This window comes from Arthrobacter sp. MA-N2, assembly GCF_000517125.1.
In the GTDB taxonomy this organism is placed as follows: domain Bacteria; phylum Actinomycetota; class Actinomycetes; order Actinomycetales; family Micrococcaceae; genus Arthrobacter; species Arthrobacter methylotrophus.
This window is the reverse complement of record NZ_KI912155.1, coordinates 430,072-450,506: the sequence shown is the minus strand read 5'-3', so window position 1 is coordinate 450,506 and position 20,435 is coordinate 430,072. Positions and strand designations below refer to the sequence as shown.

Annotated in this window: 15 protein-coding genes; 11 read left to right on the top strand and 4 right to left on the bottom strand. The window is 62.4% G+C overall.

Annotation, left to right across the window (positions count from 1 at the left end; all coding sequences use genetic code 11):
- Positions 1-108: 108 nt before the first annotated feature.
- Positions 109-1,572, top strand: a complete 1,464-nt coding sequence (locus A3M3_RS0102420) for an MFS transporter (RefSeq protein ID WP_028265002.1) — start codon at positions 109-111, stop codon at positions 1,570-1,572.
- A 6-nt stretch (positions 1,573-1,578) separates the two neighbouring features.
- On the opposite strand, the gene A3M3_RS0102415 is transcribed toward A3M3_RS0102420, so the two are convergent.
- The 4 genes from A3M3_RS0102415 to A3M3_RS26805 form a co-directional block, all read right to left on the bottom strand.
- A complete protein-coding gene (locus A3M3_RS0102415; protein WP_028265001.1) occupies positions 1,579-2,853 on the bottom strand; it encodes an MFS transporter in 1,275 nt (424 codons plus the stop codon).
- Entirely contained in the window at positions 2,850-3,965 is a 1,116-nt protein-coding gene (locus A3M3_RS0102410) for a JmjC domain-containing protein (protein ID WP_028265000.1), read from the bottom strand. The genes A3M3_RS0102415 and A3M3_RS0102410 overlap by 4 nt, the downstream gene beginning before the upstream one ends.
- Complete coding sequence (locus A3M3_RS0102405) at positions 3,962-5,230, bottom strand: hypothetical protein (protein WP_028264999.1); 1,269 nt, start codon at positions 5,228-5,230, stop codon at positions 3,962-3,964. The genes A3M3_RS0102410 and A3M3_RS0102405 overlap by 4 nt, the downstream gene beginning before the upstream one ends.
- A gap of 339 nt (positions 5,231-5,569) precedes the next feature.
- Complete coding sequence (locus A3M3_RS26805) at positions 5,570-6,181, bottom strand: ThiF family adenylyltransferase (protein ID WP_028264998.1); 612 nt, start codon at positions 6,179-6,181, stop codon at positions 5,570-5,572.
- Positions 6,182-6,617: 436 nt separating this feature from the next.
- On the opposite strand from A3M3_RS26805, the gene A3M3_RS0102395 reads away from it, so the two are divergent.
- The 10 genes from A3M3_RS0102395 to A3M3_RS0102350 all read left to right on the top strand — a co-directional run bounded on the left by A3M3_RS0102395 (position 6,618) and on the right by A3M3_RS0102350 (position 20,344).
- The gene (locus A3M3_RS0102395) at positions 6,618-7,463 is read left to right on the top strand and encodes a sugar phosphate isomerase/epimerase family protein (protein WP_028264997.1); all 846 of its coding nucleotides are present in this window, start codon (positions 6,618-6,620) and stop codon (positions 7,461-7,463) included.
- 43 nt (positions 7,464-7,506) lie between these two features.
- Entirely contained in the window at positions 7,507-8,514 is a 1,008-nt protein-coding gene (locus A3M3_RS0102390; RefSeq protein WP_028264996.1) for a Gfo/Idh/MocA family protein, read from the top strand.
- 124 nt (positions 8,515-8,638) lie between these two features.
- Positions 8,639-9,499 carry a sugar phosphate isomerase/epimerase family protein gene (locus A3M3_RS0102385; RefSeq protein ID WP_231497162.1) on the top strand — a complete coding sequence of 287 codons (861 nt, stop codon included), beginning with the start codon at positions 8,639-8,641 and terminating at the stop codon, positions 9,497-9,499.
- 32 nt (positions 9,500-9,531) lie between these two features.
- Positions 9,532-10,698, top strand: a complete 1,167-nt coding sequence (locus A3M3_RS0102380) for a Gfo/Idh/MocA family protein (RefSeq protein WP_028264994.1) — start codon at positions 9,532-9,534, stop codon at positions 10,696-10,698.
- A gap of 87 nt (positions 10,699-10,785) precedes the next feature.
- Positions 10,786-11,832 carry a LacI family DNA-binding transcriptional regulator gene (locus tag A3M3_RS0102375; protein WP_028264993.1) on the top strand — a complete coding sequence of 349 codons (1,047 nt, stop codon included), beginning with the start codon at positions 10,786-10,788 and terminating at the stop codon, positions 11,830-11,832.
- An 84-nt stretch (positions 11,833-11,916) separates the two neighbouring features.
- Entirely contained in the window at positions 11,917-13,317 is a 1,401-nt protein-coding gene (gene uxaC, locus A3M3_RS0102370) for a glucuronate isomerase (RefSeq protein WP_028264992.1), read from the top strand.
- Between the two features lie 86 nt (positions 13,318-13,403).
- Entirely contained in the window at positions 13,404-14,732 is a 1,329-nt protein-coding gene (locus tag A3M3_RS0102365; protein ID WP_081736874.1) for a mannitol dehydrogenase family protein, read from the top strand.
- Between the two features lie 476 nt (positions 14,733-15,208).
- Positions 15,209-16,597: a glucuronide transporter gene (gene uidB / locus A3M3_RS0102360; RefSeq protein WP_028264990.1), complete on the top strand. Its 1,389-nt coding sequence runs from the start codon at positions 15,209-15,211 to the stop codon at positions 16,595-16,597.
- A 182-nt stretch (positions 16,598-16,779) separates the two neighbouring features.
- On the top strand, positions 16,780-18,009 hold the full coding sequence (manD, locus tag A3M3_RS0102355; RefSeq protein ID WP_028264989.1) for a D-mannonate dehydratase ManD: 1,230 nt from the start codon (positions 16,780-16,782) through the stop codon (positions 18,007-18,009).
- Entirely contained in the window at positions 17,999-20,344 is a 2,346-nt protein-coding gene (locus tag A3M3_RS0102350; RefSeq protein WP_231497161.1) for a gluconokinase, GntK/IdnK-type, read from the top strand. The genes manD and A3M3_RS0102350 overlap by 11 nt, the downstream gene beginning before the upstream one ends.
- The last annotated feature ends 91 nt before the right edge of the window (positions 20,345-20,435 follow it).

Here is a 20,435-nt window from a genome sequence, read left to right as displayed (position 1 = left end):
TCTTGGCAGCACCCGGGCCTCAGTGCCAGAGCGAACCGCGGCGGAATACTTTCCCTCAACCATAAATAGGAAGCATACTGATGATCTACGGCTCAACGAGGAGGGGTTATGTCAGCAGTGAAGGATGCACCAAGCGACATCATCGAAACCAACATCCCCGGCCGTATGGATCGCCTTCCTTGGTCCAGATGGCATTGGATGATCGTCATCGGCCTGGGGACGGTTTGGATCTTGGATGGCTTGGAGGTCACGATCGTTGGAGCGATCGGCGACAGCCTCACCCAGCCGAATGGCGGCCTCGGCATGTCCGCCTCGGACATTGGCCTTGCGGCCGCAATCTATGTATCAGGGGCCTGTGTCGGCTCTCTCGCCTTTGGCCATCTCACCGACAGGTTCGGGCGTAAGAAGCTCTTCCTGCTCACCCTTGGGCTGTATCTGGTGGCCACCGTGGCAACGGCGTTCTCCCTGAACCCGATGTGGTTCTTCATTTGCCGATTCTTCACTGGTGCCGGCATTGGCGGGGAGTATGCGGCTATCAATTCCGCCATCGATGAGCTCATTCCGGCCGCACGCCGCGGTGTGGTGGATTTGGCCATCAACGGGTCCTTCTGGCTCGGGACCGCCTTTGGTGCCTCGCTCTCGGTGGTACTGCTGAACCCGAGCTTCTTCGCGCCCGGAATCGGCTGGCGCCTCGCGTTCGGCTTGGGCGCGTTTCTTGGCCTGTTGATCTTGCTCGTCCGGCGAAACGTGCCGGAATCTCCACGCTGGATGTTCATCCACGGCCGGGACAAAGAGGCCGATGAACTGGTCCGCAAGATCGAGGACGAGGTGGAGGATGCCACGGGGGAGAAGCTGTCCGCGGTCCACGAGACGCTCAAGGTCCGCCAGCGCAAGTCGATCGGCTTCGGCGTCATCATCAGAACCGCGGTTCAGCGCTACCCGAAGCGGGTGGTACTGGGGCTCTCGCTCTTCATTGGCCAGGCGTTCCTCTATAACGCGGTGTTCTTCACCTACGCGCTCGTGCTGACAAAACTGTTGAACGTGCCCAGCGACGTCGCTCCCTGGACGCTGGTTCCGATCGCCGTCGGAAATTTCCTTGGCCCGCTCATCCTGGGCCGGTTCTTCGATAGTGTCGGGCGCCGCACCATGATCTCCGGCACCTACATCGCGTCAGGCGTCCTGCTTGCCGGCACGGCGTTCATTTTCGCCGGCGGGGCGCTGGACGCTTTTTGGCTCACCGCGTGCTGGATGGTGATCTTCTTCTTCGCTTCCGCCGGCGCCAGTTCCGCCTACCTGACAGTGAGCGAAATTTTCCCGATGGAAACCAGGGCCATGGCCATCGCGTTCTTCTACGCGGTGGGCACTGGACTCGGTGGCATTACCGGCCCCATCCTGTTCGGCCGGTTCGTGGAACAAGGGATCCAAGCCGTGGCCTTCGGCTATGTCATCGGCGCGGTGCTGATGGTCGCCGCCGGGATCGTCGAGATCGTGTTCGGAGTTGAGGCCGCAGGACGGTCGCTGGAAGACATAGCTGCCCCGATCACTGCCCAGACGGAGGAAGTTCCGGCTTGAAACGGCTCATTCTGCGCCCTGTTCGATCTTGGACAACAGCGGCAATTCGCGGACAGCAGTCGAGGCGACAATCCAGCACCCGGAAACCACGACGCCGAGGGTTGCGACCGCGAGTACCCCACCGGTCGGCAGGAACAGGGCCAGAACTCCGGCCAGGGCGGCGCCTACGGGGTCAACGCCCCACGTCAGGACCCTGCTGGCGGAAGAGAATCTCCCGATGGCGTCGTGGGGAACAAGAAGTTGTTTGAGCGTTTCAGTTCCGGTGATGTTGACCATCACGCAAGCTGCCCAGAAGCCGAGCGAAAGCCCGAGGAGAAGGACGTTCGCCACGACTTGTCCGGGCGTGATTAGGAGCATGCCGAGGCCAGCGACAGCGGGGAGCATGAAGGTTGCCGTGAGTGCCCCCACTGGCCGAAACCTGTCCCACACCCAGGGCGCGATCATCATGGAGAGCAGGCCGATGATTCCGCCGACGGCCCCGGCGATTCCAATCTCGGCGGGCGTCATGGATCCAGTCCGCAGGGCATGCGTGACATAGACCGATTGGATCGCCGTGGTGAAAAGGTTGAAATGGGCAATCGACAAGGTGACAGGCCACATGACGCGATCGTTCAGGAGGAGTTTGAATCCTGAACCCAGCGACGTGAAATAGTCCCTGAAAGTGAATGCCTCAGGCGGTGCCGGCCGCTTTTCCCGGATCCGGCCAATCGCCAGGGCTGACACCAGGTATGTGATCGCATCTGAAATAAAGAGGGCCACAGGTGAGAGCAGCTGCAGAAGTATTCCGGCAGTCGCTCCGGCTCCAATATCGCCGGCAGATCGGATTCCGGCGACCCAGGTGTTGGCCGTGGTCAGCTTGGAACGATGGGCGATGCTGGGGAGCAGGGCCGCGAACGCGCTGTCGTAGAGCCCCGTCAGCCCCGACACGAGGAAGGCCGCAATCACGAGCGCTAACAGTGACAGGTTTCCCGCAAGGAACAGGACTGCCATCGCGCCGAGAGTCAATGCTCGGAGCGCCGACATCAGGGACATGAACCGCGTCCTGCGCACCTTGTCAGTCCAGGGTCCCAGAAGCCCGAGAAAGACCACGGTTCCCAGCCCTGCTGCCGTATTGATCCACGCGACGTCGGAAGCGGAAGCGTCGAGGATCTGGAGTGCCACGATGGGAATCGCGAACAGGGTGAGCTGGCTTCCGAAGAACGATACCGCTTCGCTCCACCACAGCGTGCTGAAGTCGCGATTCCAAAGCTTCGTGGAGCTATGGGTTATTTGATCAGTCATTTTGAAGTCAACGCCTCGACATCAACCACATTCCGCCCAGCCAAATGGAAGAGAACCTCCCTGAGCTCGGGATCAATTCCGGAACTGAAGCTCACCCAGCGGTCATGCTCTAACCGTTCAAGGTGCATCCCAACTGCCGTATTTACTTTCATTGCGAATTCCGCGAAGGAGAATGAGAAGCCGTCCTCAGTCTTGGTGACGGTGGCGTCCTCCATCAGGCGGATCCGGTTTCGTTCGCTGTATAGATTAGCCCAAGACGTAAAGGGCAGATGTTGCCCCGTGCGAGGGAGCTTGCGTGGCTGGGGTTTCGACAATTCACGTTCGAGTGACGTGAGAAGTGCGGGGACGTCCGGCTGCCCTGAGTTCCACGGTTGTAGTTTCCTTAGCTGGGGCATGTCAGAAACGAGGCGGTTTACAGCGTCGTCGAGGAGGTGGCGAACGCGTGGACGTTCGACTGAGAAGGTGATGTGGATCGAGAGGTTGTCTTGTGCGGTTGCGACATGCGGTGTTCCAGCCGGCATGAAGAACATGTCGCCGGCCTTGAGCACACGCGGTGCCACCCGTTTCATCTGTTCATTGAGAGGGAACCCCGATGCTGTCGCGATCTCTTGCCGCTGGGCGTTGTCCACCGTCCAGCTCTTGGTTCCAAATGTCTGGAGCACGAACACGTCCTCTTCATCCGTGTGCGGGCTAAGTCCTTGGCGGCCTGGAGGTGTCACATAAGCGGTGGCGGTCGCCTGCATACCGAGTTCGTCGCTGAGATGACTGCAAATTTCTCTCACGGGATCAGACAGGTACTCAAGTGAGTCGAGCGTGATGGTTGCGCCCCGCGTGAGCCAGCGGGCGACGGCATGAGCGTCTATGCCATCTTCGACCCATTGAGTACCGATTCGCCTCGATTCGACGTATTCGCTTGAGGGGACTGGTCTTCCTGACGCCGCCACGCGTACTTGCGGATACCTGACGAGCGGATTTGCAAGAAGATCACCAAGGCGCTCCGGCGCAACGAGGCTGCTTGCTGTCTCACCCGGAAGGCTTCCCATGGTGAACTGATCTGCGTTGCGTTCGGCTGCAAGCGCCAAGATTTGAGCCGAAAGGTCTCCAATTCTCACTTATTTGCCTTTCTGGGTTGTAACAGGCTGAAGTCGAACCATCCACTCCGTGGGACGTTCAGCGGTGCTTCGGACCGGAACCGTGTGAGCATTCGTCCAAGGACCCTCCGACGTAAAAGGACATCGAGCGGTCGTTCAACATTCTTGGCGATCTGCCGGCGCTCAACGAGGTCCTCTGTGCGCCACATAGCGCCACAGAGCTCGCGGATTGCTTCTGCCCCCGGGACGGATCCATTGGCGACGACAGCGCTCTCAACGAGGAGGCCGACGTCGTCCGGGAAGTGCGAGGAATGGATCTGGAGGGAGAACCCATCACTTAGGCCCGCGCCGGAGATGAAATCTTCATAAGGGACCACGGTTGGCACCAGCCGGTTCCCAAGACTCCTTGCCAATTCCGTGGCGATCTCACGATTCGGTGGGAAATCCGTGAAGTACAGCGGCCAGCGCTCTGAGGGGGCGGGAAGTGCAGCGGCGGCGGCAGACTGCCGTACAGGCTCGCTCGCGAAGCGGGTCAATGTTGGGTTGAGGCCGAGCGGGGTGCCTTCCGAGAGCATGCACCGGGAGAGGATCTGCCTGGACGTCGTCTGGGGAAGGCCTCGTCCTGCAGCAACGACCACATGCATGTCGAGCGGTTGGGACTCCGGAAAGGGCCCGGGATCGTCGACTGACCAGAAGGACGGGGGAACTCCGATTCCCCATCCGATATCCAGGCGGCCCTCCCTGAACTGCCGACGACCTACAGCGCGGGAAGACGTCGTCACCAGTTCGATGACCGATCCGCGGGTCCGCCCGGTTGGCACCAAGATCGTGCGGTTCCGCTGTACCCGGGTGAGGCGGTAACTTCCGGAAGAGCCACCCGGGCGCCGTGGGGAGAAGACAGGATTAGCGAGTATTCGGTCGAGCAGCACGACCTTTTGCCGAGTGGTCATACTGAGGGTTCGGTCATCGTGGACTCGGCAAGCGCTGAGGAGTGCACGGGTCCAAGCCATGTGAGGCAGGACAACCACCTTCGCCATTCGTCGGGCAACATCGTGTGCTGTGACGACGTCACCCCCGTTCCAGCGTGCGTCGTCTGCAATACGAAAGATCCATTCCTTGGAGCCCGGCTGGTCATGGATCGACAGCAGATCCGGCACGATATCGGGACCTGCCTCGCGAAACAACGGTCGGTGGAGTTGCCTATCGAGTAGTTGCCCGGTGAACTCTCGGGACATTGTGTATTCGGAAGGTCGAGTGTCGATCTCCAAGGCTACCGTCGCGCTCATAGCTGAACCGTGCCCACCCTGGCGGTACACGGGGCTCCGTCCGGAGTCCGACGAATGATCAACGGCTTTTCATACTCCACAAAACCATCCAAGCCCGCCAAATGATGCAATATCTGGTCTGCCGCTATGGCCGCTGGGAACGTGTTTGTGGGTCCATGGGAGGCTTGGAACGGTTGCCCCGAATTGTGAAACTGTGCTGCCGGAAAGACTTCCCTGGGGTTTTTGGAGCTGAGTCCTGGTGCGAAGACCGGGCTTACCAGTGATTTATGCAAGCCAACGGTGGCAAGTATTGAAGGCACGTGGGCGGCCCAGGAGACTTGCAATATGGCGATCGCCGATTCAATCGATGGCTGCGACAACGAAGTCCACTCCATGCGAAACAAACGATCGCTGCATATCTGAACGTGGGTCCCAACTGGCCGCAAGCACAGAAACTTCCGCGGCAGGGAGCCGGTCCATAACGTAAGCGCGCGCGGCGTCGACCTTTTGTTGACCGACAGATGCCTGATCGTAGATGAACTGACGGTTGAGATTGGATGGTTCAACGTCGTCTGCGTCGAGGAGCCGGAAACGGCGCACTCCGGCGCCGACGAGATGCTGGAGAACCACCGCGCCGATACCGCCCACTCCGACAATCGCTACAGTCGCAGAGCATACGTTTGCGACGGCGCCGCTCGCGTCATCCGTGAAGGCTCGCCAGTACTCGATCTGCCGCTCTTGCTCCGGTACGGCTGCGATTGCCAGGGGTCGGAGAACTCCGCGGCGGGCAAGCTCCATCCGTAGCGGTTCCAACTCAGGTACCTCGTTCGGCGCCCAACCTTCAAAGAGCTTCCGCATGGCAAGCGATAAGTTCTTTTCCAAGGTAATCTTCAGTTCGGTTTCCTCGGAACTAAGCACGATTTGCGTCGCCGTGCGAACCATGGTCCAACCAGGCGCGAGGGTGTATTTCATCCACGATCTCTTCTCAAGTCAGGGGGTGCGCCTGCGGGCGCACCCCCTGGTTGTACCGCCTAGCTGCGGTGGGTAACGAGGGTGTCGATTTCAATCGACGTCTCTTCAATCTCGAACGAAGTAGTTTCCATGGTGCACCTCCCCCCGAGGTAAATTGCGCCGCTAAACCGCTGTGCGTTCAAACACGGATGGGAAAAAGACTTCCCTGTCCGTATGCGAGGCTACGGACAGTGTCGGACAAAAACAAACCGGTCGACCCGATTATTTATGACACGCCCATTCGCAAGCGCAAGCGCCTCGTCAGCTAAGGCGTTCGTGTTGCCAATTGATGGCAATCGGTTGCTAATTTAGCTAGACTCGTAGGAATACTTGCCCGCGACCCCAAGCAAACGCCCATTACAGCCATGCGGGCGAACGGACCCAAAGGAGATTTTCCGTGACTGAAACCAAAGCCGCGTGGAGCCTGTCCGGTTTCGGCGACGAAGTAGATCCCGACCCCTCGGTGCAAGCCGCCGTCCTCTTGGCCCTTGGCGCCAGCCATATCGAGGTGCGTAGCGCGTGGGGTACCAACGTCTCCGAACTTGCGCCGGAAGACGTCGGGCGCCTCAAAGCCATCTTGGACGAGAAGGGCCTGAAAGTTTCCGCGGTGGCTAGTCCGATCGGCAAGGTCGATGCCGGCCTGCCGGTAGAACATGAGCTCGCCCGGCTGCGGCAAATCATTTCGGTGGCCAAGGCCCTGGAGACGAAGTACGTCCGCATTTTCTCCTTCTACCCGGCTGAAGGGCAGCGGCAGGAAGACATCCGCGACGCCGTCATGGAGCACATGACCGCACTTGCCAACGAAGCGTCCGCGTCCGGCGTCGTCCTGCTGCACGAAAACGAAAAGGGCATCTACGGCGACACCCCCGAGCGCGTCCTCGACATCATGCACACCGTCGATTCGCCGGCCCTGCGCATCGCCTGGGACAATGCCAACTTCGTCCAGGTGGGTGTCAAGCCGTATACGGAAGGCTATGCCATGCTGCGCCCCTACCTCGAGTACTTCCAGGTCAAGGACGCAATCGCCGGCACGGGCGAAGTGGTGCCTTCCGGCGAGGGCGACGGCGAACTGGACGCCACCATCGCCGCGCTCAAGGCCGACGGTTTTGCCGGCTTCGCCTCGCTGGAACCGCATTTGGCAAGCGCCCACGAGCTGGGCGGGTTTTCCGGACCCGTCGCCTTCGGGACTGCGGCCCGCGCTTTTGCCGCGCTCGCCGCCAAGAACGGTGTCGCGCTGGCCTGAGGCCTGTACGTTCAGATGAACACCATCTTTCGAGGGAGCAGGAATGCCTACAGCAGCAGTCATCGGTTGCGGTGATGTATCGAGCGTGCACTTCGGGGCGATCGCCAAGATGGGCGACGTCGGACTCGTGGCAGTCTGCGACTCTGATGCCTCGCGTCTGCAGGCGGCACAAGCCGCCTACGGCGTTGCCGGGTACGCGGACCACCTGGAGATGCTCGAGGCAGTGAGGCCCGACGTCGTGCATATCTGCACCCCGCACCATCTGCATGCCTCGCTGGCCGCGGACTGCCTTGAGCGCGGAGTCAACGTGATTGTCGAGAAGCCGCTCGCCCACACCCTGGAAGAAGGACGACGGCTGGTCGAAGCGAGCACGCGGAGCACGGCGAAGATCGCCGTCTGTTTCCAGAACCGCTACAACGCAACGTCACAGGCCATGCGGAGGCTGCTCGACGACGGCGGCTTGGGTCAGGTTCTCGGCGCCTCGGCAACCGTGATGTGGCACCGGACGGCCGGATATTACCGGGACCGGCCATGGCGCGGCACCTGGTCCGAAGGTGGTGGCGGACTCATGATGAACCAAGCCATCCACACCGTGGACCTGCTCCAGTGGCTCGTGGGTGACGTGACCAAAGTGCAGGGCCATGCCTCCACGCGCTCGCTGGCGGGCGTGATCGAGGTGGAGGACACGGCGGAATTCATCGCCGGCCACGCCAACGGCGCCACGAGCGTCTTCTATGCCACTCTGGCCAACGCCGTCAACGCACCGGTGACATTGGACATCGTGACCGAAAAGGCCACCCTCAGCCTCCGGGGCGACCTCACCGTCAACTACGCCGACGGCACCGTGGAGACCGTGCCGGAACGTACCTTGGAATCGGGTGGGCGCGAGTATTGGGGCGTATCCCACGAGCTCCTGATCAAGGATTTCTACGCCTCGCTCGGAGATTCCATGCCGTTCTGGATCAGCCCTGCCGAGGCCCAGAAATCGCTCCGGATCGTCAAGGGCATCTATGCCCAGAGTTACCCGGAGATGTACGGACGGATCGTCTAGGGCAGTTTTTGACAATCGGTTGCCAATTAGATGCAAAGACCGTACTGTGAATCTCATACCCGGGAAACAAGTGGCGCGCGACACATCTGCGCCCATGAGGGCCCGGCACACCACGGAGGACAAAGTGGCCACAATTGGCGTACAGGCAATGATGCTGAAAGGCAGTTTCGCCGAAGCCGGCGCGTTTGAAACGCTCCGCAAGGTCAGCGCGATCGGGTACAACGCCGTCGAGATTTCGCAGATCCCCATGACACCGGAAAACGTCGCCGAACTGGACCGCTCCCGCAGCGAGCTGGGCATGGATATCGCAGCGCTCTCGGTGGCAATGGAGACGCCCAAAGGCATGCCGGGCGACTCCCTGAAGGACCACTTCGACAAGATCGTCGACGACGCGAAGCGCCTGGATGCGAATCTCCTGCGGATTGGCATGATGCCGTTCCCCGCCATGAAATCGGTCGACGCCGTGGTGGACTTCGCGAAACAGGCCAACGAATACGCCGAACGACTGCGCGAACACGGGATCGGCCTTTACTACCACAACCACCACATCGAGTTCGCGAAATTCAACGGCAAGTACATGCTGGACATCATTGCCGGGAACTCTCCGGCCATGGGGATGGAGATCGACGTGCACTGGGTCCAGCGCGGTGGCCTGGATCCGGTCCGGACCCTCGAGAAGTACGCGGGCCGGACCGCGATGGTGCACCTCAAGGACTACCGGATCGGGGAACTTCCGGAATCCGCTTTCGGCCTCCTGGAAACCGGAGATTTCGGAGGGTTCATGGCCGAGTTCAAGAACGTGGTCCAGTTTGCCGAAGTGGGCGAAGGCAACCTGGACTTCCCGTCCATCATTCCGGCCGCCCAAGCCGCCGGTGCCGAGTATTTGCTCGTGGAACAGGACGAGCTCTACGGCCGCACGGTCTGGGAAGCACTGCAGACCTCCCACGACAACCTGGTGGCCATGGGCCACGCAGACCTCTTTTAGTCCGCTCCCCCTGAACAATGGAGAATTCACCAATGAGTACGAAAGTGCGCCTGGGCATTATCGGCCTGGGCCAGCAGGGCGGCGCATACGCAAAATTCATCACGGACGGCATGGTCCCGAACATGGTGATTGGCGCGATCTGCGACACCGATCCCGCCAAGAAGGAACTGGCGGCCTCCCAGTACCCCGACGTGCCCTTTTACAACGACTACATTGCCATGCTTGAAAGCGGCGACGTCGATGCAATCGTCACCTGCGTACCGCACTACCTGCACCCGGAAATGGGCATTGAATCGCTCAAGCGCAACATCCACGCCCTCGTGGAGAAGCCTGCCGGTGTCTATACCAAGCAGGTCAAGGAGTTGAACGAGTTCGCGGCTTCCAAGCCTGAGCTGTCCTTCGGAATCATGTTCAACCAGCGCAACAACCCGCTGTACAAGAGGCTCAAGGAAATAGTCGACGGCGGCGAGATCGGCGGCATCCGCCGCACCAACTGGATCATCACCAATTGGTGGCGGCCCCAGGGCTACTACAACTCGAGCGAATGGCGCGCCACGTGGGGCGGCGAAGGCGGCGGCGTCCTGGTCAACCAGGCACCCCACCAACTGGACCTGTGGCAGTGGATCTGCGGCGTGCCGAAGTCCGTCTACTCCAAGGTGGCCTACGGATTCCGCCGCGACATCGCCGTGGAAGACGAAGTCACCGCCGTCGTGGATTACGGCAACGGAGCCACCGGCGTCTTCGTGACCGCGACGCACGACCTCGTGGGAACCGACCGCTTCGAGATCCTGGGCGAGCAGGGCAAGATTGTGGTGGAAAACAGCAAGACCGCCACGGTCACCCGGCTGGTCAAGCCCGAGCGCGAACTCAGCGACGGCATGGACATGGATGATGTCCGCAAGCTCTTCATGGGCGAGCTGAAATCCGAGGACTACTACACCACCGAAATCATCGAGTTCGAGTCGGTCTGGGGTGGACAGCATGCGGGCGTCCTGGAGAACTTCGCGGCCAACATTCTGGACGGCACTCCGTTGTTGGCTCCCGGATCGGACGGTATCAAGGGCGTCCGCCTGGCCAATGCCATTCACCTGTCCAGCTGGACCGGCAAGGAAGTCTCCCTCGACTTCGACGAGGACGAGTACATGCGCGAACTCAACAAACGCATCAGCGAAGAAGGCAAGTTCGCCGGACGCCGCTAGCAGGCAGTGCACTCAAGCAGGGCGGTTGCCGGTGATCAGTCCGGCAACCGTCCTGCTTTTGTTGCCAGGCCGGATTACGATGGAGCCGTGACTGACGCGATGAACGCCGGAGCAGTAGCCTTCCCCACCAAGCGTGGACGCGGGGAGAAATCCTCACCCACCATCTACGACATCGCAAAGCTGGCAGGAGTCAACCCCTCCACGGTCTCGCGCGCACTGAGCAAACCGGGCAGAGTCAGTGCCAAGACCCAAAAGATCATTGAGGACGCCGCCGAGCAGCTGAACTATCAAGTGAATCCCTTCGCCAGAGCGCTTCCCACCGGCCGGACCCAGACGATCGGACTGATCGTCGCGGACATCACCAACCCCACATTCTTCGACATCATCCGCGGTGCCGAGACCACGGGCTCGGCCAGGGACTACACCTTGGTACTGGCCGAATCCGCAGAGTCTCCGGAAACCGAACTCATTGCGGCCCGCCGGATGCTGGGTACCGTGGACGGTCTCATTTTGGCGAGCCCGCGCATGGACGACGAAAAGATCCGGGCCTTGGCCTCGGATAAGCCGGTTGCCGTGATCAATCGCGAAATAGAGGGAGTGCCGTGCGTAGTCCCCGACGTCAACAAAGGCATTAGCCAGGCGGTGCGGAGCCTTGCGGCCAACGGGCACCAGCAGCTTGCTTACGTTGCCGGCCCGCCACAGTCCTGGATGTCCAGCCGCCGCTGGGAAGGGGTCCAAACAGCCTGTGATTGGTACAAGGTGGGGGCGGTCCGCTTGGAATCGTCCAAGCCAACCGTCGACGGCGGCCGCCAAGTAGCGCGCGACGTCCTGGCGAGCGGCGCGACGGCGGTGATCACCTACAACGATCTCCTCGCCATCGGCCTCATGCAGGAACTTCAGGCCGCCGGCGTGCAGGTCCCGGACCAGATCAGCATTGTGGGCTTTGACGACATCTTCGGTGCAGACTTCACGACACCGGCGCTCACCACTATCCGCTCGCCCTTGGGGGAGTGCGGGTCCCGAGCCGCTGCCCTGCTGTTGGACATGCTGCTCGGACATGACGGACCGGCGGGACCGGTTCGCGTCGACACGGAGCTCGTGGTGCGTGGCTCCAGCGGACGGCTCATCGCCTAGCGTGAACCGACTGAAGAGTTGCAACCTCGTGGCAATTGTTGGCAACCGGTTGACAGATTGCCTCTTCGAGCCGAAAATTGAGCTATGTCACAGTCGATCGCAGCCAATCCTGACCGGCTCCTGCCCGCTGATCCCGGGACGCGCAGCATTGCGCGTTCCTTGCTGGAACGCGTTCAGGACCTGCCTATCATCTCCCCACACGGCCACGTTGACGCCGCCGTGATCGAGCACAACACCCCGTTTCCTGACCCGGCCGCCCTGCTGGTCAGCCCGGACCATTACGTGACCCGGTTGATCCATGCCAGCGGCGTTTCCCTGGACAGGCTGCGTGCCGGAAGCGCCACGGACTCCCGGGAGATTTGGCGGACGTTCGTTCAGGCCTGGCCCCTCTTTGACGGCACGGCATCCGGCTATTGGCTGCGGACCCAATTCGAGAGCGTGTTCACCCTCGGCGCCGACCTTGGCGAGATGTCCGCCGATGCCAGTTACGACGCCATCGCCGCGAAGCTGCGCGAACCGGACTTCCGTCCCCGCCAGCTCTTCAAGGATTTCAACATCGAGGTCCTGGCCACCACGGACGATCCGCTCGACAACCTCGCCAGCCACCGGGCCCTCGCCGATGACCCCTCCTTCAATGGGCGTGTGCTGCCGACCTTCCGGCCCGATGCCTACCTGAACATCGCGCACCCTAGCTGGAGTGCCAACATTGAGCGGCTGATCGAGGCCGCCGGCGACGGAGCCACCGGCTACTCCGGCTACCTCCAGGCCTTGGAGAACCGCCGTCGTTATTTCGTGGACCACGGGGCGGTCTCAGCGGACCACGGCGTGCTGACCCCGGCCACGCTCAAACTCGACGCCGCGGAAGCCGAACAGATCTTCGAACTCGCCCGTGCCGGTAAGGCCTCTGCGCAGGACCGCAACACCTTCGAAGCGCACATGATGTATCAGATGGCCCGGATGTCCGTTGAAGATGGCTTGGTCATGACCATCCATCCCGGTTCCTTCCGCAACCACCACCAGCCCACCTTCGACGCGTACGGCGCGGACACCGGTCACGACATCCCGTTCGCGACCAACTACACCGAGGCGATCCGGCCGTTGCTGCAGGACTTCGGCACGGCCAAGGACTTCCATCTGGTCCTGTTCACCCTGGACGAGACCGTATTCTCCCGCGAGCTGGCCCCGCTTGCAGGGTTCTACCCCTCCGTGTACCTCGGCGCACCGTGGTGGTTCCTGGACGCCCCGGATGCGATGCTGCGCTTCCGTTCGGCCGTGACCGAAACCACCGGCTTCTCCCGCTCGTCTGGCTTCATCGACGACACCCGCGCCTTCTGCTCCATCCCCGCCCGGCACGACGCCTCCCGCCGGATCGAAGCTTCGTTCCTGGCGCGCCTCGTCGCGGAGCACCGCGTCAGCGAAGACCGCGCGCACGAATTGATCGTCGACGTCGTCGACTCTTCACCTCGAAGGGTTTTCAAGCTGTGACCACCGAGCCGAAGCAGCCCGCCGACCTTCCCCGCTTGAATCGTGCCGTCCGGCCCCTTGGCAAGGCCCCCGTGCGGATTGTGCACATGGGGCTGGGTGCTTTCCACCGCTCGCACCAGGCCTGGTACACCCAGCACGCCGGCGATGCGGCGGACTGGGGCATCGCCGCCTTCACCGGACGTCGGCCCGACGCCGCGGAGGTCCTGGCCGCACAGGACGGTCTTTACACCGTGGTGGAGCGCGCGGACGCCGGTGATTCCTTCGAGGTCATCGCCAGCATTGTGGAAGCCGTCGATGGTGCCGACGTCGACCGTTTTGTCGAGCTTGTCGCCGCGCCGCTGACTTCGCTCATCACCCTGACCATCACCGAGGCGGCTTACCGGCTCGGCGTTGACGGCAAGCTGGACAGCCGGGCGCCGGACGTCGCCGCAGACCTCGCTTTGCTCTCTGGCGGTGCCGGCCCTGCCTCCAGCAAGCCGACGACGCCGCTGGGCCGCCTGGTGCTGGGCCTCGCCGCCCGCCGCGACTCCGACGCCGGCCCCCTTGCCGTGGTCTGCTGCGACAACCTCTCCAACAACGGGACAGTTGCAAGAAGCGCCGTGATGGGGATGGCCAAGGCGTTCGACGCCGGCCTCGCCGCTTGGGTCGACGCCAACGTCAGTTTCGTCAGCACTTCCGTTGATCGCATCACGCCACGAACCACAGACGCCGATATCGACGCCGTCGCCGCAGCCTGCGGATACCGCGACGAATCTCCCGTGGTCACCGAGCCCTTCCATAACTGGGTCCTCAGCGGAGGCTTCCCAGCGGGGCGTCCCCGCTGGGAAGACGCTGGCGCCGTTTTCGTCGACGAGATCGAGCCTTACGAGAACCGCAAGCTGTGGCTCCTCAACGGCGCCCACTCGCTCCTGGCCTATGCCGGCCAGCTGCGCGGATACAAGACGGTGGCCGAGGCCCTCGCCGACGATTCCTGCCGCCGGGCAGTGGAGGACTTCTGGGACGAGGCCGCCGCCAACCTTGACGGTGCGGACTTGCACATCCCCGAGTACCGGGCCGCCCTCCTGGAGCGCTTCGGCAACTCCCGGATAGCGCACCACCTGGCCCAGATTGCCATGGACGGCAGTGCCAAACTGCGCATGCGGGCATTGCCCGTGCTTCGCGCCGAGCGCGCTGCCGGCCGCAGCGGACAAGCGGCTGCGCGGATGATCGCGGCCTGGTCCGCCTACACCGCAACGGCCACCGGCCTGCAGGACCCACAAGCGGCTAACATTGCCGCCGCCAATCTGCTCTCCGGCCGTGCCCGGCTCGAAGCCCTACTGGACGTCCTGGATCCGGAGCTGAGCGCCGACTCCGGAATCGTGGAGCTCATAGCCGGTTTGTCCGAGACCTTCGCGGACGCCGGACACCTCAGCTAATCCGCTGGGAAGTTTCGACGGCGCCCGTTGCCTTCCACGCGAAGGTGGCGGGCGCCGTCGTGTAGGCCCGAATACGTGAGCGAGCGTGTGGCAGGCAGGTGCTATACGTGAGCGAGCGTGTGGCAGGCAGGCGCTATACGTGAGCGAGCGTGTGGCAGGACACACGCTCGCTCACTTTTGGCCGCCTTTTTGCAAACGCCCGCTCGCTTTCGAAGGGATTTCGCTCGACGCTCCTTCACGTCTTGTGATTGAGCGTCTCAGCGCAGGTGATGCCGAACGCCCGCTCGTGTGCCCTCAACCTCCCGTGCGCTATAAGGGGTGTGCGAAAATATATGGAAACTTTTGGCAACCGCTTGCCGAATGGTTGCCGAAGTGATTAGAATTACATCAATCTTCAACGATCGCAGCCGAAGGCCTGGCCTTCTGTCATTCGCAACGCCGGGACCTTGGTGCCGGCCAGGGTAAAGGAGCCCGCAATGAACAAGCTCAGCAAACTCAGCATCTTAGGTTATGGAGCTGGCGACGCCGCCAACAACCTTGCCTTCACCACGGCCACCATGTTCCTGCTGGTCTACTACACCGACGTGGCAGGGATCTCTGCGGCGGCAGCCGGCACCCTGTTGCTCACTGTGCGGATCTTCGACGCCTTTGCGGACGTCTTTGCGGGACGGCTCGTTGACCGCGCCTTCAGCAAGCGTTTCGGAAAGTTCCGCCCGTTCATCATGTTTGGGTCATTTCCCTTGTTGCTCCTGAGCGTTGCGGCCTTTTCCGTGCCGCAGATCGGCCACACGGGAATGCTGCTCTACGCCTACGTGACATACGCGGCCTTGGGCCTGGCCTACTCGCTGGTGAACATCCCCTACGGTTCCTTGGCGGGCGCTATGACCCAGGACCCCGGCGAGCGTGCCAAGCTGGGGTCCGCCCGCATGGTTGGCGCCCTCCTGGTCAGTTCGGCCCTCGGCATCTTTGTTGCGCCCCTGATCAAGCCTGGTGCCAATCTGCAGTCCCTGTTCACCACGATCACCCTGGTCTTCGTCGTGATCGGCGCCGCCCTGTACTTCTTCACCTTCCTGACGGCGAAGGAGCGCGTCCACCGCTCGGTACCCAAGGTTTCCTTCAAGCAGAGCATGGAGACGCTCAAGACCAACCGTCCATTGCTTATGCTGTGCCTGAGCTCCTTCCTCTTCCTGACCGGCTACATGGCACTGTCGTCCGTGCAGCTCTACTACTTGCGCGACGTCCTGGGCCGGCTGGACCTCTACGCGGTGCTTTCCATCGTCCAGTTGCTGGTGACTTTTAGCCTTGCGCCGCTCTTGCCGAGGCTCGTTCGGAACTTCGGCAAGAAGACCATCTACGTGGTGGCCGGGGCCCTCTCCGTGGTGGGCGGCGGGATCGTGTTCTTCGCCCCGGCGGCCATGGTCTGGGTCGGCTACTCGGGCCTCCTCCTGAGTATGGTCGGTGTCATGGCCATCAACATCGTCGTGTGGGCGCTCGAGGCAGACACTGTGGAATATGGCGAGTGGAAGACCGGTGTCCGGACTGAAGGCATCACCTACGCGCTGTTCTCCTTCACCCGCAAGACGGGCCAGGCTGTGGGTGGCGCCCTTGCTGCTTACGCCCTCGCGGCCGGCGGGTACAAGTCCGGCGCCACCCACAGCGCCGAATCACTACAGGCCATCCAATTCGCCGCAGGTGCCCTGCCTGCCATCATGACCATCCTTGCCATCGTCGTGATGGCCAAGTACAAACTGACCGATGCGTTCCACGCCGAAATCCTAGGCGAGATCAAGGCCCGCCGCCCTCTGGAAGCACGCGGCGGAACATCCTCTCGCGCGGACGCCGCCAGCGTGGTCCCCACGAGGTGACTGGGGGGAAGCGGACCCGTCAGAAAGAGTTTCTGCCAAATAACAGCAGGTTCTGGAAAATAACTACTGCAACCGGTTGCCAATAATTGTCATCCGCCCTAAGATCATCTTTACCCGCCCTGTGGTGCACCTCGCATCCGGGTCAGGCCAGCCCTCGAACAGCAACCTTGAAAGGACCAGCTGTGAAAATCGTTGCCGCGGAAGTCTTCGTGACCAGCCCCACCCGCAACTTCGTCACTCTCCGCATCACTACGGATGAGGGAGTCACCGGCATCGGCGACGCGACGCTCAACGGCCGTGAACTTGCGGTCGCGGCGTACTTGAAGGAACACGTCGCGCAGCTGCTGATCGGCAAGGACCCGCATCGGATCGAGGATACCTGGCAGTTCCTGTACCGGTCCTCGTACTGGCGCCGCGGCCCCGTCACGATGGCCGCGATCGCCGCCGTCGACATGGCCCTGTGGGACATCAAGGGCAAGGTCGCCGGCCTGCCGGTCTACCAGCTCCTCGGCGGCGCGTCCCGCAACGGCCTGCGCGCTTATGGGCACGCCTCGGGCGCGGACACCCCTTCCCTGTTCGACTCGGTCCGGGAGCACCTGGAGCTCGGTTACAAGTCCATCCGTATCCAAACCGCCATCCCCGGCATCAAAGCCGTGTACGGCGTGGCCGCGCAGGCGCAGGCCTCGGGCGAGCGCTACGACTACGAACCCGCCGGCCGGGGTGCCTTCCCGCAGGAAGAGGACTGGGACACCCGCGCCTACCTCCGGCACCTGCCTACCGTTTTCGAAGCCGTGCGCAACGAGTTCGGCCCGGAAATCCCGCTGCTGCACGATGGCCACCACCGTATGACTCCCATCCAGGCAGCCAAGCTCGGCAAGGCCCTGGAGCCATACGATCTTTTCTGGCTCGAGGACTGCACCCCGGCCGAGAACCAGGAAGGGCTGCGCCTGGTCCGTCAGCACACCACCACGCCGCTCGCCATCGGCGAGATCTTCAACACCGTGTACGACTTCCAGACGCTCATCAAGGAGCAGCTGATCGACTACGTCCGTGCCGCGTCCACGCACTTCGGCGGAATCTCGCCGTTGAAGAAGGTCATGGACTTCGCCGCGCAGTACCAGATCAAGTCCGGCTTCCACGGCCCCACCGACATTTCCCCGGTCGGCTTCGCCGCGCAGCTGCACGTGGGCCTGGCCATTCACAACTACGGCATCCAGGAATACATGCAGCACTCGGACAAGACCAATACGGTCTTCGAACAGTCCATGACGTTCAAGGACGGCTACCTGCACCCGGGCGACAAGCCCGGTATCGGCGTCGAATTCAACGAAGAAGCCGCCAATTCCTTCCCGTACCAGCAGGCCTACCTGCCGTACAACCGCCTTGTGGACGGCACCGTTCATGACTGGTAGGAACGAAGCCATGACGGGGGACCGGGACATTGCCGCGGCAACGCCACGCCGCATTGTGGTCATGGGCGTGTCCGGCTGCGGCAAGACCACCATCGGGGACCTTGTTGCCCGGGAACTCGGGGTGCCGTTCCTCGACGGCGATTCGCTCCACCCCGTGGAGAACGTCGCCAAAATGGCTGCCGGTATCCCGCTGACCGACGAAGACCGCTGGCCGTGGCTGGCCACCGTGGGTACCGAACTCGCGAATGCGGGGGATGGCGGGTTGGTACTTGCCTGCTCGGCCCTGCGTCGTAGCTACCGGGACGCCATCCGGGCACAGGCGCCGGACACCGTCTTCCTGCACCTGCATGGCAGTAAAGAGGTGCTTAAGGAACGGACGGAAGGCCGTTCCGGCCACTTCATGCCGCCTGCCCTCCTTGAATCACAGCTCGCCACGCTGGAACCGCTCGACGTCGACGAGACCGGTATCGTCGTGGACATCGCCGCCCCGGTCAACCAGGTGGTGGCCGAGGCGCTAGCCGGCATTGCCGCCGTCGCCGGTTCCATGGCCCGGGCGGGCAGCCGAGCGGGCGCTCCGGGCACCCAAGCGCGCCAGTTCGACGTCGACCTCCGGGCGGCGCCGTTCACCCTCGACGACGAGGCCGTCGCGTGGGTGCACTCGACGATCGAGGGCATGGGCCTTGAGGAGAAGATCGGGCAGCTCTTCATCAACCACAACAACGACTACTCTCCGGAGTATCTCGACGGTGTGCTGGAGAACTTTCACGTGGGCGGCATGCGGTACAGGCCGGGCCCGTCCGCTGCCGTGCAGCAGCACATCCGCTATGCCCAGTCCAAAACGCGCATCCCGCTCCTGGTGGCCTCCAACCCGGAAATGGGGGGAGCCGGAAGCTGCGACGACGGAACGTTCGTGTCGACCCACCTGCAGGCCGGTTCGCACCCGGACAAGTCCATCGCCCGGAAGATGGGCCAAGTGGCCGGAGTGGAGACTGCGGCCTTGGGCTGCAACTGGGCCTTCGCGCCCATTGTTGACATCCACTACAACTGGCGCAACACCGTCATCTCCACCCGCGCCTTCGGCAATACGCCGGAAATCGTGGTGGAGCGTGCCAAGGAATACTTCGACGGCATCAGCGAATCGCCCACCGTATGCGCCATCAAACACTTCCCGGGCGACGGCATCGACGAACGCGACCAGCACGTGGTCACTTCCCACAACACGCTCGGTTACGCGGACTGGAATTCCAGCTATGGGCACGTGTACCGGGAAATGATCGGCCATGGGGTCCAATCGATCATGGTCGGGCACATCGGGGCACCGGAATTGTCCAGGCATTTCCGGCCAGGCACGGTGGACGCGGACATCCGGCCCGCCACCTTGGCTCCGGAGCTCCTCCAGGACCTGCTCCGTGGCGAGCTCGGCTTCAACGGGCTGATCCTGACGGACGCATCGCAGATGGTGGGCCTTACCCAGGCCATGAGGCGCAAGGACCTGGTTCCGGCCACCATCGCGGCCGGCTGCGACATGTTCCTGTTCTTCCGCAACCCCGCGGAGGACTTCCAGTACATGATGGACGGCTACAAATCCGGCGTGATCACCGAGCAGCGTTTGCATGACGCCCTGCGCCGCATCCTCGCACTGAAGGCGAGCCTGGGGCTGCATAAGAAGCTTCCGGAAGAATTGACTCCGTCGCCCGAGGCCCTGCAGCTGATTGGCAGCGAAGCCCACCTCGCCGTCGCCGCCGAAATTGCGGACAAGACCGTCACGCTCATCAAGGACACGGCCCGGAACCTGCCCATCACCTCGGAAACGCACAAGCGTATTCGCCTGTACGGCATCTCCGGCGGTTCCGATTTCACGCGGGCGGATCCGCTGGCCTATCTGGACACCGTGCAGGAGGAACTGGAAAGCGCCGGTTTCGAAGTCCATGTCTTCAAGACGGCGGAGCAGCGTGAAGCCGCGGGGGAGACCGGCGTGAACTTCATGAGCGTCATCTCCGACGAGGCCACCGGCGACTATGCGGACAAGTACGACGCAGCATTCGTCTTTGCGAACGTCAAGGGCTTCGCCCAGGAGGCCGCCATCCGCATCAAATGGTCGAGCCCCATGGCCGCGGAAATCCCTTGGTACGTCACGGAAGTGCCCACGGTGTTCGTCTCCCTGAACCAGCCGAACCACCTGATCGATGTGCCGATGGTCAAGACTGCCATCAACGCCCATGCAGGCACTCGCGAGGCCATCCGGGCGACCATCCAGAAGATCCAGGGCAAGTCCGAGTTCCAGGGAACGTTCAACGAGAACGTGTTCTGCGATTCGTTCGACACCCGGCTTTAGCTTGTGACGGCCATTCCCGGCGACAAGGGAATGGCCGTTGCATGTTGGCGCGGATGAGCGTGGCAGCCACCGATATCGATTGACTCGGTAC

Excerpts from the sequence above, each read along its gene's own strand:
- A3M3_RS0102380 (WP_028264994.1), top strand. The coding sequence starts at position 9,532 with ATGAGTACGAAAGTGCGCCTGGGCATTATCGGCCTGGGCCAGCAGGGC.
- A3M3_RS0102405 (WP_028264999.1), bottom strand. The coding sequence starts at position 5,230 with ATGAGCGCGACGGTAGCCTTGGAGATCGACACTCGACCTTCCGAATAC.
- uxaC (WP_028264992.1), top strand. The coding sequence starts at position 11,917 with ATGTCACAGTCGATCGCAGCCAATCCTGACCGGCTCCTGCCCGCTGAT.
- A3M3_RS0102390 (WP_028264996.1), top strand. The coding sequence starts at position 7,507 with ATGCCTACAGCAGCAGTCATCGGTTGCGGTGATGTATCGAGCGTGCAC.
- A3M3_RS0102365 (WP_081736874.1), top strand. The coding sequence starts at position 13,404 with ATGGGGCTGGGTGCTTTCCACCGCTCGCACCAGGCCTGGTACACCCAG.
- A3M3_RS26805 (WP_028264998.1), bottom strand. The coding sequence starts at position 6,181 with ATGAAATACACCCTCGCGCCTGGTTGGACCATGGTTCGCACGGCGACG.
- A3M3_RS0102415 (WP_028265001.1), bottom strand. The coding sequence starts at position 2,853 with ATGACTGATCAAATAACCCATAGCTCCACGAAGCTTTGGAATCGCGAC.
- uidB (WP_028264990.1), top strand. The coding sequence starts at position 15,209 with ATGAACAAGCTCAGCAAACTCAGCATCTTAGGTTATGGAGCTGGCGAC.
- A3M3_RS0102350 (WP_231497161.1), top strand. The coding sequence starts at position 17,999 with ATGACTGGTAGGAACGAAGCCATGACGGGGGACCGGGACATTGCCGCG.
- A3M3_RS0102420 (WP_028265002.1), top strand. The coding sequence starts at position 109 with ATGTCAGCAGTGAAGGATGCACCAAGCGACATCATCGAAACCAACATC.